The organism is Bacillus sp. A260, from assembly GCF_009861435.1.
In the GTDB taxonomy this organism is placed as follows: Bacteria; Bacillota; Bacilli; order Bacillales; family Bacillaceae_G; genus Bacillus_A; species Bacillus_A cereus.
This window is the reverse complement of record NZ_CP046398.1, coordinates 1,205,681-1,217,741: the sequence shown is the minus strand read 5'-3', so window position 1 is coordinate 1,217,741 and position 12,061 is coordinate 1,205,681. Positions and strand designations below refer to the sequence as shown.

The window sequence follows — 12,061 nt, the reverse complement described above, 5'->3', positions numbered from 1 at the left end:
GTGATATAGTGTCTCTTTTTTATCTCATTCAATTACTTCCCACCAAACATCTTCTCCAAAGACTTTGCATTGGCAAACAATACTTCTTTCAAGTTATCGTCAGCAACGATTTTATAGTCGCCATCTTTGTCTTTCTTTAAGTTCAATGTAACTTCGCGAGTTGCCATTGCTGCATCTTTATCCGTTAAGTTTTTGATGATAGTTGAGGTCATTGTTTTTTCGATCGCTTTTTCAGATTGTTCTTTGTCTTCGCTAAATGCGCTAGCGAAGGCCATTGGCATAACTTCTCCCACTGCTTTTGTTACAGCAACGGATAGATCAGCAGATGTAATTTTCACTTTCACTTCTGCTTTGTCATCCTTTTTCGATACTTCTTCTAGCTTTTCAAATTTAAAGTTCTTTGTAATTGCACTTAGCATTGCTTTTGCCTCAGCATCATCTGTTTTTTCATTTAGTTTATTAAATTCCTTGTCACTCTCAACAAATGTACGAGCTTTTTCTATATCACCTTTTTGTATCGCTGTTAAAAATTCTTCTGTAGTATCTTTCGGATTTGCACACCCTGCTAAAACACCTGCTGTTAATCCTACTACCATCATTAATAGCAATAATTTCTTTATCTTTTGCACGCTCATTCTCCTCTTATCTTTTCTAGTAAGTCAGCATCATACAATATTATGAAACTGACATTACAAACATTTTTTAGTATAGCATTTATATGATTCGTTTTCTATTAATTCCCAAAAGATAAAGGGCCTTGCAGCATTCCTACAAGGCCCTCTTCTATCAATCTGTATCCGTAGCACAAATGAACCACATTTTCTGTTCCCTACTATCTAACACCATCCAAGTAACATCCCACGCAACATCGTAAAACCAATCTGTCCAAGGGCGATAGCTTTCGAACACTTTAATATCTTCGTATCGATCTTGGAACATATATTGACATACATTGACTGCTAATTGTTTTGCGATAACTGGTCGTTCCTTAAACCCTTCATATGCTCCGCCCCACAAAATTTGCGCAGCAATGCTACCATCAAGCATAACTGCCAGCTGCTCTTTAAAACGAAACTTATATTTGTCTGATGTATGTATTTTTAACTCTTCTAAGTTATTGATTATGTCTAAAGAGTTGAAGATTCTTCTAAAGAAGTGCTCATGTCCATCTTTCGAATGTGGTATTTCTTTAAAAAAATTTTCGTTATGCACTTTAAAACAGCTTATTATTGTTCCACCAATTAAGTTTTGTTCCTTAAACGTGTTTATAAGTTGCTCAACAGATGAGTCATTCGTGTCTATTTTTTCAAACGTTCCCTCTTTCCATCTCATAACGCCCACTACTCTCTATTAAAAATTTGTTTCTTCATTATAAATAGCAAAATAAAAACCAGCAACTTTAAGGTTGCTGGCTTAGCTCTTATTCATATTCGAAAAAACAATAACAACTGCTCCAAACAAATAATGCCCTACTACCATCCACATACTCCAATCAAAAATCATAAACGATAACCAAAGCGATATATTAATAGCAGTAAATAATAAATATAAAATGAAATCTCTCTTTTGCATTGCTCCTCTATTCATCAAAATGTAAACGGCACCGATAGGAGGAAAAGACAAATATTTTTCTTAACGACCACGAATACTAAATTACTGTCTACAAAAGATTCTCCTTTTCATCACAATACCTGCTTCGACATCGGCCTCACTACCCTATATTCATCACTATAAGCTTCCTTTATGATTAAAGGCGGATATTCACTTTTTTCTTCCTCAATCATTGTGAATACTTCTGTTTTCTCTTGTAATGTATTAGATTCTCTATTTTTAGTAGGTTTTTTACTTGTTTTAATTTCCCTTGTTACTTCGCCAAGTTTTCGCCCAACTTCTTCTACTTTGGCAGGTTCATTCGTAACATAATATTCTTGTTCGTCCCATACTAATATAGGTGGCACTTGTTCTCTTTTGTTACATATTATATAAGGAGTACTAGCTACAAGTAGTAGACAAGTTAATAAATAGAAGATAGTTTTTTTATTCATATACTACACTCCTTATCTATCATTTCATTGGATTATATAACATAAGTTATTTACAACAAATGGATTTAATGGTATTTTTTAGGTTTAATAATAAAGAAAAACCTTACCGAAGTAAGGTTCCGTTTTTACATTCTATAGTGACTGACTTATTAAAACGATCATTACAATAATCGCTATAAGCATAACAACTAAACAGGCGATTAATTTATAAAATCCTCGTTTCGTTAACGTCCCGCCTTGAACGTCTTTACGAATAAATAAGAATACAGCTAAAAATAATACAAGCCCAATGCCAAAAGCATACATCATTTGCATATGTTAATCTTCCTTTCTCTCTTCCATCTTAATATCTTTTTGATAAAACAACAAATGAGATAAAAACTGTACTCATTGTAAGTGCCATAAGTATATTTAATAATTCAGTAGCAGAAAGTGTAAGTATTTTTAAGTTTAAGCCGATAGAGAAAAGAAGATAATATGCCGTTAATGCAAAAAAGGTTACAAACATTCCCTTATAACGAATAAGTTTCATTCGCTCGTCTTTTTCTTTAAATTGTGGGTGCAAGTAGCTTAGACAGAAACTCATAATCATAATCCCAAGCAATGGATACGTTATGGTTGGCGGTGCAGAATGCGTCATTATACCTGTTAATATCATAAATCCACTCATAAATAGAAAAATAATCCCCATAATTACAAAGTACTTTTGTGAATAATCCATCCCTATTCCCCCTCTTCTTTTCCTTCATAAATAAATACATGTTCTATCGTTGTCTGAAATGTTTTCGCTATTTCAAATGCTAGCGGAAGTGATGGATCGTATTTCCCTTTTTCAATTGAGATAATGGTTTGTCTGGAAACTCCAAGTTTCTCAGCCAACTTTTCTTGAGATAGTCCAAATTTTTTTCGGTATTCGACCATTTTATTTTCCAAGGAAATTTCTCCCTCCTTCCATATACCGAGTATATATGTAAAGGAAACTTTACGTCAAGTTCCCTTTACATATATTTTGATTATTATTCACGCTATTTATATAGAAGAAACTTTTTTCAATTTCAGCACGTCTATTTTGAAGCGAAACACGGAACACTGTAAATAACTGTTACTATATCTCCTCACTTCTTTTTTTAAAATTTAATATCTCCATATTTGTTTTATCCTTTTAAAATATTTCATTTATTTCTTTATTTCACGAAATACGTTATTTGTTTTACGGTGTTTTTCGTCATATTTATAGAAACTAACTGTTTATGGAGCATTTTTTATGTTTAGCAACTTTTTTTGTAGAAATCCTTCACTTTCCTTTCAATATTTAACACTATCTAAATAAAGTTTACGATAAATTCATAATTTTTTATTTTTTATACTATATTCCGTTATATTGTTGTATAATATCTATGAAAGCGCTTATTATTTCAATATACATAATTCAAACTGATTTTATCGAAACATTCTAACTATTATACCTATATTTAAATGCAACAATTATAGCTATTAGTATAGACATACCAAATATATCCACCCCATTTTTCTGTAAAATTACTTTATAACATGAAAGATTAACTTGGGTGATAAGTTATTGTGAATGTTTTTTTACAAAACAGATAAGTAATAGTGTTTGGTATTATGTAAATTATTGTAATAACATAAGAGTAAAGAAAACATTTACATTGATTATTGATTCATTACTTATTGAAAAAGAGCAAAATGCACCTTTGTATGGAAAAGGATTATATGCATTGGGAGGTTTAAACAAATGACGAGGAAGAATACAACGACAAACCCTTGGGCCAAGTTCCACGGTCCGAACCTTGGTTATGTTATTGAACAGTATGATCTTTACGTAACTGGAGCAGGTTCTGTTGATCCGGAATTACAAGAGCTTTTTGAAATTTTTGGAGCTCCTTCGTTTCAAGATGATGTCGTAACAGGGGACAACACAGCAACACATTTTTCTCCTCAAAACACAGGTAACATTGAAAAAATTCTTAAAGTCGTTCAACTAGTTGAGCAGATTCGTTCTTTCGGGCACACGTTGGCTCACATCAACCCGATGGAAGATGCTGCAAATGGACAATCTCTTCTTGAGAAAGCAATGAGCGAACTGAGCGATGCTGACTTGAAAGCGATTCCAGCGAAAACAGTATGGCAAGATGCACCAGAAGGTATTCACACTGCACTTGATGTAATTCATAGATTAAAAGACGTTTATACAAAATCTTTAGCTTATGAATTTTCTCATATACAAGATAGTGAAGAACGCGCGTGGTTGCATCAAATGGTGGAATCAAATTCATTGCGTCAACCACTATCAAATAAAAAACGAACTGCTCTTTTAAAACGTTTAACAGCTGTTGAAGGTTTCGAGCAATTCTTGCATAAAACATTCGTTGGGCAAAAACGTTTCTCTATCGAGGGCGTTGATATGCTTGTACCTGTTTTAGATGAAATTGTTCTAGAAGGTGCTAAAAACGGCGTTGAGGATGTCATGATTGGTATGGCTCACCGCGGTCGCCTAAGCGTACTTGCTCACGTATTAGAAAAACCATATAGCCACATGTTTGCTGAGTTCAAACATGCAAAAATAGAAGGCGCAGTGGCTAATTCTGGCTGGACTGGCGATGTGAAATACCACCTAGGTAGAGAACAAGTCGTTAGTAACGAAGAAGTTAGCACTCGCGTGACATTAGCAAATAACCCGAGTCATCTTGAGTTCGTGAATCCTGTAGTAGAAGGTTTCGCACGTGCTGCTCAAGAGAATCGTAAAAAATCTGGTCTTCCAGATCAAGATACTTCAAAATCATTCGTAATTTTAGTTCATGGTGATGCTGCATTCCCTGGTCAAGGTATTGTATCTGAGACACTCAACTTAAGCAGATTGAACGCGTATCAAACAGGCGGAACGATTCATGTTATCGCAAACAATGCAGTTGGTTTTACAACTGATAGCTATGATTCTCGTTCTACGAAATATTCTAGTGACCTTGCAAAAGGTTTCGATATTCCGATTGTTCACGTGAACGCTGATGATCCGGAAGCTTGTCTTGCAGCTGCTAACCTTGCAATTCAATATCGCATGTTGTTCAAAAAAGATTTCTTAATCGATTTAATTGGTTACCGCCGCTACGGTCATAACGAAATGGATGATCCAGCAGTTACGCAACCACAAGTGTACAAAAAAATTAAAAACCATCCAACTGTAAGAGCAATTTATGCAGATCAATTACAAGCTGCTGGTGTTCTAAATGCAGATGAGGTTGAAACAATTACACAGTTTACACAAGAACAATTAAAATCTGACTATGCACAAGTACCACCAGCTGATACGAGCGATGCAACAATTCACGTTAAAGTGCCAGATGTTGTTGCAAAAGGTATTCAGTCAATTGATACTGGTGTTGAGATTGACTCACTTCGTGCAATTAATGAAGGTCTACTATCTTGGCCGGAAGGATTTAACGTATATCCGAAAGTGAAGAAAATTCTTGAGCGCCGTAAAGATGCTCTTGAAGAAAATGGTAAAATTGAATGGGCACTTGCTGAATCGTTAGCATTCGCTTCTATTTTACAAGAAGGTACGCCAATTCGTTTAACTGGTCAAGATTCACAGCGTGGTACATTCGCACACCGTCATATCGTATTACACGATACTGATACAAACGAAACATATTCACCATTGCATCGCTTACCAAACATTAATGCATCGTTCTCTGTTCATAACAGTCCGTTATCAGAGGCTGCTGTTGTTGGTTACGAATATGGTTATAACGTATTCGCTCCAGAAACTCTTGTTATGTGGGAAGCGCAATATGGTGACTTCTCAAATACTGCGCAAGCATTATTTGATCAATATGTTTCAGCTGGAAGAGCAAAATGGGGTCAAAAATCTGGCTTAGTTCTTCTATTACCACACGGTTATGAAGGTCAAGGACCAGAGCACTCTAGTGCACGTCCAGAGCGTTTCTTACAGCTAGCTGCTGAGAATAACTGGACAGTTGCAAACTTAACGAGTGCGGCACAATACTTCCATATCCTGCGTCGTCAAGCATCTATCTTAGGAACAGAAGCTGTTCGACCATTAGTATTGATGACGCCGAAGAGTTTATTACGTCACCCACTTACGCTTTCAACTGCTAGTCAGTTAAGCGAAGGACGTTTCCAACCTGCTTTAGAACAAGAAAACCTTGGCATGAAACCAAATAAAGTAAAACGTCTTGTTTTAAGCACAGGTAAAATGGCGATTGACTTAGCAGCAGAAATCGAGTCTGGTAAACATGAGTACAACTTAGACGAAGTTCATGTCGTTCGTATTGAGCAATTGTACCCATTCCCTGCTGAGAAAGTTCAATCTATTATTAAACGCTTTAAAAACTTAGAAGAAATCATTTGGGTTCAAGAAGAACCTCGTAATATGGGTGCATGGCATTACATGGCTCCAATTCTGTTCGAACTTGCTGGAGATAAAGTGAAAACAGGCTACATTGGACGTCCTGATCGCTCTAGTCCATCTGGCGGCGATCCATTCGCTCACAAAGCTGAGCAAGAACTAATTGTTGCACATGCTTTAGATGTGAAGTATAACTTCCGTCAAGATAAACAAGAAATTGAAGTTTACAGCAACTAAAAAGTAACAATGAAGGTTTCTAGCTTGTTCCTTGGGCAGATATTCTGCCCAAGGCCAGGCTAACAAATGGAGATTACCGAAGACAAAAGAAGAAAAAACACACCGTTAGGCAAATAAGGGGAGGACATTTAAAATGATCGAAATTAAAGTACCTGAGCTTGCAGAATCTATTACTGAAGGAACTATTTCACAATGGCTTATCAACGTAGGCGACAAAGTTGAGAAAGGTGGCAGCGTTGTTGAGCTTGAAACTGATAAAGTCAATGTAGAAATCATTGCAGAAGATTCAGGTATTGTATCGAAGTTACTAGGCGAACCTGGGGATACAGTTGAAGTTGGCGCAACTATCGCAATTTTAGATGCTAATGGAGCACCAGTTGCAGTAAGTACACCTGCACCAGTGGCTGAGCAACCAAAACAAGAAACAGCTGAAGCACCGAAAGCTGCGGCACCAAGTGCTGAGCAAACTGCAACACTACAAGGGTTACCAAATACAAACCGTCCTATCGCATCACCAGCTGCTAGAAAGATGGCTCGTGAATTAGGAATCGACTTAAACGACGTACGTAGTACAGATCCACTTGGACGCGTGAGACCACATGATGTACAAGCTCATGCTGCAGCACCAAAAGAAGCACCAGCTGCTCCAAAGAGTCCAGCTCCTGCTCCAGTTGCAAAAACGGAATTCGAAAAACCAGTTGAGCGCGTGAAAATGTCCCGCCGCCGTCAAACAATTGCAAAACGTCTTGTAGAAGTTCAACAAACATCTGCAATGTTAACAACATTTAACGAAGTTGATATGAGTGCGATCATGGAATTACGTAAAGAACGCAAAGATGCTTTCGAGAAAAAACATGATGTACGTCTTGGCTTCATGTCATTCTTCACAAAAGCAGTTGTTGCAGCATTAAAACAATTCCCATTATTAAATGCTGAAATTCAAGGTGACGAGCTTATCATTAAAAAATTCTATGATATCGGTATTGCAGTAGCAGCTCCAGATGGATTAGTTGTTCCAGTTGTACGCGATGCTAACCAATTAAACTTCGCTGAAATCGAAAGCGAAATTCGTGAATTAGGTAAAAAAGCACGCGATAACAAACTTTCATTAAAAGAACTACAAGGTGGTACATTTACAATTACAAACGGTGGTGTATTCGGTTCTCTAATGTCAACACCGATCCTAAATAGCCCTCAAGTTGGTATTTTAGGAATGCATAAAATCCAAGTACGCCCAGTTGCAATTGATAACGAGCGTATGGAAAACCGCCCAATGATGTACATTGCTTTATCTTACGATCACCGCATTGTTGATGGTAAAGAAGCAGTTAGCTTCCTTGTTGCTGTTAAAGATATGCTTGAAGATCCAAAGTCATTATTATTAGAAGGTTGATAGATTAAAAATCTATTAAAGGCTGTAGAATGATTCATTCTACAGCCTTTTTTTATTGTGTTCATACGGGACAAATTTCATGACATAAGGTAATAATGTATGCCTAAACGTAAGGAGGATTAAAATGAATAACCTTCCAATTCATGCAAAACTTAAAGTAAATAAGGATACTTTCTTCCTCCCCGATTCAAACGGGGGTGTCTATTTTCGAAATAACGCCAGTTCATTTCGTATGGACGGTGATGGAATTTATGACTGGATTGAAAAATTAATGCCAATGTTTAACGGGAATTATTCTTTAGCCGAAATAACCGATGGCCTCCCTCTCCCCTATCAAAACCGTGTATTTGAAATTGGAGAGATTTTATATGAAAATGGTTTCGTTCGTGATGCAAATCAAGATGCACCTCATGAATTAAACAGTACATTACTCGACAGATATGCTTCGCAAATTGAATTTTTAGAAGCCGATTCTCATTCAGGTGCTTTAAAATTCGAAACGTACCGCGGAGCAAATGTCCTTGTACTTGGTTCTGGGGATATGCTCACTTCCTTAGTTTCTTCTTTATTAGAATCTGGTTTACCTACATTTTATTACCTCGTTACAGATCGGGATGAAACAAACTATGACAGAATACATGAGCTAATAGAACGTGCATATGAAGTTGATAACAGTGTACTCCTTCAAGAAATCGATACTACAATTGACCGTCCCTTGCATGAAGTATTCGAACCTTTTGATTGGATTTTATATGTTTCTCAAAACGGAGACATTGACGGTTTAAAAACAGTTCACACTATTTGTAGAGAAACGAAAAAGAATTTTATACCAGCTATTTGTTTATCAACACTCGGTATAGCTGGACCTGTCGTAATGGAAAACCGTGATGAATGCTGGGAATCCGCATGGCATCGACTACATGAAACGACTTTGCAAAATGAAAATTCATCGGATTCCTTCTCACAAATTACATCTGCCATGTTAGCAAATGTAATCGTTTTTGAATTGTTTAAACATGTCGCGGATGATTCATATCGTGAAAAAGAATCACAATTCTTTTTATTAAACTATGAAACACTTGAAGGAACGTGGCATCCTTTTATAAAACACCCTCTTGCAACTGATGAAAGTTTTACAATTGATACGATAGAAAATCTTTCTGAAAAACTTGAGCATCGGTCGAACCAACATACTTCAACTGATGTATTCCGCTTTTTCGACTCATTAACTTCTAAAGAAGCCGGTATATTCCATGTATGGGATGAACAAGATTCATATCAATTACCGTTATCACAGTGCTATATTCAAGTAGCCACTCCACTATCAGATGGCCCAGCTCCCCTTCTGCCTCTTATGACTTGCAGTGGATTGACTCATAATGAAGCACGCCGAGAAGCCGGTTTAACAGGAATTGAAACATATGTAGCAGAAATCATTCACCGCCTTATTCCTGAACATAACGATATCGGTATCGGTGCTGGAGAAACGATGACAGAAGGATTTTACCGGGCACTACAACAACATTTAAACAATAAACTGTATGAGCGACAGTCACATATGCTAGAAGAACTTACAACGATTGATTTAACTGATATTCACGATAAACATTGTAGATTTTATTACGATGCTCTTGCTACAATTCATGAAACACCTAAAATTGCAATGAGTGAAGAGATTCTCAGTTTTCCAGTCATTTGGATTGGTATAAATGATAGATGGTACGGTGCATCTAATATTAATATGACGTTAGCGTTACGAAGCGCACTACAACTATCACTGCTACACATTCAAAGTGAAGAGACTCCTTACAGAGCTAATATCTTGCCTGAATCATCTATTATTTTATATGACACGGATTCTTTTAGAGTGGAAATACAAGCGGAAGAAGAAATTCCAAGTGTGCAATCTTTACAGCTTGCCTTACAGCATTTAGAAGAACATAATTTTTATCCCTTCGTGTTTGATTTAGCAATCGAACCATTTTTGAAAGAAAACTTAGACGGTGTGTATGGGGTATTAATTGCAAAGGAGGACGGTCTATGACTCAAAATATATTACTTATAGGGGATGGCCTTCTTGCAGACTATGTACATGATCAATTATGCAAACAATATTCCATCATTCGTCAGCATACCCTTACAGAAGAACTTCCTGAAAATATTCATCTCGCTCTCGTATTACATGACGGATCTCCTTCTACTATTCATCATGACGCTGAGCTAATTTTTCGGTCAAATCATATTCCGTGGTTACGTGGTTTTACTTCATTTGGCGAAGGTATTATCGGTCCTTACATTCATCCTCTTACGCCCGGATGTTCCCATTGTTCTGATGGACGCCGTTTTATCGCTGGCTTTGATCAAAAAGAAATGTGGGAACTACAACGGAAATATGCCTTTAAAGCAGATAATGTAACGAGGCGTGATGTACGTGCCACCCAAAATGGAATGTTACAAATGTGCCATCTTATTTGCGCAGAAACAGAAAAAATATTAACTCATAACCATTCTTCTTTAGAAAATGAACTTATTTTACTAAACTTACAAACATTACAATGTACGCGGCATTCTTTTCTTCCAGATCCTCTCTGTCCTGTATGTAGTAATTTACCTGATGATACTGCGGATGCGGCGGAAGTTTCTTTACAACCGAGTTTAAAAGTAAGCACCGAAACGTATCGCTGCCGTTCCATTCATGAATTAAACACATTTTTAACGCGAGACTATTTAGATTATCGGGTCGGTATGTTGAACGGCAAAATGCAGCATTCATTATTACCATTCGCTGACGTCATTATAAACATGCCATTAATGTTCGGAAATGAAGGTGTTGCAGGCCGAACTCATTCATTTACAGTGAGTGAAGCAACTGCTATTTTAGAAGGTTTAGAACGATATTGCGGTATGTCGCCTCGCGGAAAAAAGACAAATGTGCATGGTAGTTTTCATGATTTAGAGGAACATGCACTAAATCCCCTCACACTCGGTGTACATGCAAATGAACATTACAATCGTGATAATTTTCCATTTAAGCCGTTTGATCCTGATTATGAGCAAAACTGGGTATGGGGATATTCTTTATCACAAAACAGACCGCTTTTAGTTCCTGAATCAATTGCTTATTATAGCCTCGGTCATCGAGATGCTTTCGTGTATGAAACATCAAATGGATGTGCAATTGGCGGTAGTTTAGAAGAAGCGATTTTTCACGGTATTTTAGAAATTGTAGAGCGTGATGCCTTCTTACTCACTTGGTATGCAGAATTACCTCTTCCCCGCCTTGATCTGAGTTCAGCAAATGATACAGAATTACAATTAATGATCCAGCGGTTACGTACGATTACCGGGTATGAATTACACGCTTTTAATGCGACGATGGAACACGGCATCCCGAGCTTATGGATAATTGCAAAAAATACGCGTGAAAATGGAATGAACGTTGTTTGTGCGGGAGGCGCTCATTTAGATCCTATTCGAGCCTTAAAAAGCGCCATTCAAGAAATAGCAGGCATGTTACTAATAACAGACGATGAGCTCGAGCACAAAAGAGAATACTACGAAAAGTGCTTACAAGATCCTTATTTCGTTAATAAAATGGAAGACCATAGTATGCTGTACGGATTGAAAGAAACGGAAGAACGTCTTCACTTCCTTTTACGAGAAGATGCACCGGTGCAAACGTTCCAAGAAATAAATGTATCACAATCATTTGATATGGATTTAACATCCGATCTCCACCAACTTTTAAATCGTTTGCATCAATCTGACCTTGAAGTAATCGTTGTAGATCAAACCGTTCCCCTTATAGAAAAGAACGGACTACACTGTGTAAAAGTTATTATTCCAGGTATGTTACCGATGACGTTCGGACACCATCTTACTCGGGTTACAGGACTGGACCGGGTATATACCGTACCGATGACACTTGGATATACAGACGAACCTTTAACAAATGAAAGATTAAATCCACATCCACATCCGTTTCCATAGTAAAGGAGG

At 37.0% G+C, this 12,061-nt stretch carries 10 protein-coding genes and 1 pseudogene; 4 read left to right on the top strand and 7 right to left on the bottom strand.

Going from position 1 to position 12,061, the window contains the following annotated elements:
* Nucleotides 1-32: 32 nt before the first annotated feature.
* The 7 genes and pseudogenes from GD442_RS06215 to GD442_RS06185 all read right to left on the bottom strand — a co-directional run bounded on the left by GD442_RS06215 (nucleotide 33) and on the right by GD442_RS06185 (nucleotide 2,978).
* Nucleotides 33-629 (bottom strand): hypothetical protein, encoded by a 597-nt coding sequence (locus tag GD442_RS06215; RefSeq protein WP_001169480.1) that lies wholly within the window; start codon nucleotides 627-629, stop codon nucleotides 33-35.
* Between the two features lie 157 nt (nucleotides 630-786).
* The gene (locus tag GD442_RS06210; RefSeq protein ID WP_001267333.1) at nucleotides 787-1,332 is read right to left on the bottom strand and encodes a hypothetical protein; all 546 of its coding nucleotides are present in this window, start codon (nucleotides 1,330-1,332) and stop codon (nucleotides 787-789) included.
* Between the two features lie 81 nt (nucleotides 1,333-1,413).
* Nucleotides 1,414-1,627: pseudogene (locus tag GD442_RS06205) on the bottom strand (hypothetical protein).
* A 55-nt stretch (nucleotides 1,628-1,682) separates the two neighbouring features.
* A complete protein-coding gene (locus GD442_RS06200) occupies nucleotides 1,683-2,045 on the bottom strand; it encodes a hypothetical protein (RefSeq protein WP_001036579.1) in 363 nt (120 codons plus the stop codon).
* Nucleotides 2,046-2,177: 132 nt separating this feature from the next.
* Nucleotides 2,178-2,360: a DUF3976 domain-containing protein gene (locus tag GD442_RS06195; protein ID WP_001178291.1), complete on the bottom strand. Its 183-nt coding sequence runs from the start codon at nucleotides 2,358-2,360 to the stop codon at nucleotides 2,178-2,180.
* Between the two features lie 28 nt (nucleotides 2,361-2,388).
* Nucleotides 2,389-2,766, bottom strand: coding sequence for a hypothetical protein (locus GD442_RS06190; RefSeq protein WP_000386635.1), 378 nt, complete (start codon nucleotides 2,764-2,766; stop codon nucleotides 2,389-2,391).
* Between the two features lie 2 nt (nucleotides 2,767-2,768).
* The gene (locus tag GD442_RS06185) at nucleotides 2,769-2,978 is read right to left on the bottom strand and encodes a helix-turn-helix transcriptional regulator (RefSeq protein WP_000428506.1); all 210 of its coding nucleotides are present in this window, start codon (nucleotides 2,976-2,978) and stop codon (nucleotides 2,769-2,771) included.
* A gap of 823 nt (nucleotides 2,979-3,801) precedes the next feature.
* Between GD442_RS06185 and odhA the strand changes: the two genes are divergently transcribed.
* The 4 genes from odhA (at nucleotide 3,802) to GD442_RS06165 (ending at nucleotide 12,052) form a co-directional block, all read left to right on the top strand.
* Nucleotides 3,802-6,669 carry a 2-oxoglutarate dehydrogenase E1 component gene (gene odhA, locus GD442_RS06180; RefSeq protein WP_000197161.1) on the top strand — a complete coding sequence of 956 codons (2,868 nt, stop codon included), beginning with the start codon at nucleotides 3,802-3,804 and terminating at the stop codon, nucleotides 6,667-6,669.
* A gap of 133 nt (nucleotides 6,670-6,802) precedes the next feature.
* Nucleotides 6,803-8,062, top strand: a complete 1,260-nt coding sequence (gene odhB, locus GD442_RS06175; RefSeq protein ID WP_000569922.1) for a 2-oxoglutarate dehydrogenase complex dihydrolipoyllysine-residue succinyltransferase — start codon at nucleotides 6,803-6,805, stop codon at nucleotides 8,060-8,062.
* A gap of 124 nt (nucleotides 8,063-8,186) precedes the next feature.
* On the top strand, nucleotides 8,187-10,106 hold the full coding sequence (locus GD442_RS06170; RefSeq protein WP_001061566.1) for a putative thiazole-containing bacteriocin maturation protein: 1,920 nt from the start codon (nucleotides 8,187-8,189) through the stop codon (nucleotides 10,104-10,106).
* On the top strand, nucleotides 10,103-12,052 hold the full coding sequence (locus tag GD442_RS06165; protein ID WP_000192990.1) for a TOMM precursor leader peptide-binding protein: 1,950 nt from the start codon (nucleotides 10,103-10,105) through the stop codon (nucleotides 12,050-12,052). The genes GD442_RS06170 and GD442_RS06165 overlap by 4 nt, the downstream gene beginning before the upstream one ends.
* Nucleotides 12,053-12,061 lie beyond the last annotated feature (9 nt).

Coding starts and splice junctions, on each gene's coding strand:
- GD442_RS06190 (WP_000386635.1), bottom strand. CDS start 2,766: ATGGATTATTCACAAAAGTACTTTGTAATTATGGGGATTATTTTTCTA.
- GD442_RS06170 (WP_001061566.1), top strand. CDS start 8,187: ATGAATAACCTTCCAATTCATGCAAAACTTAAAGTAAATAAGGATACT.
- odhB (WP_000569922.1), top strand. CDS start 6,803: ATGATCGAAATTAAAGTACCTGAGCTTGCAGAATCTATTACTGAAGGA.
- GD442_RS06195 (WP_001178291.1), bottom strand. CDS start 2,360: ATGCAAATGATGTATGCTTTTGGCATTGGGCTTGTATTATTTTTAGCT.
- GD442_RS06165 (WP_000192990.1), top strand. CDS start 10,103: ATGACTCAAAATATATTACTTATAGGGGATGGCCTTCTTGCAGACTAT.
- GD442_RS06200 (WP_001036579.1), bottom strand. CDS start 2,045: ATGAATAAAAAAACTATCTTCTATTTATTAACTTGTCTACTACTTGTA.
- GD442_RS06210 (WP_001267333.1), bottom strand. CDS start 1,332: ATGAGATGGAAAGAGGGAACGTTTGAAAAAATAGACACGAATGACTCA.
- odhA (WP_000197161.1), top strand. CDS start 3,802: ATGACGAGGAAGAATACAACGACAAACCCTTGGGCCAAGTTCCACGGT.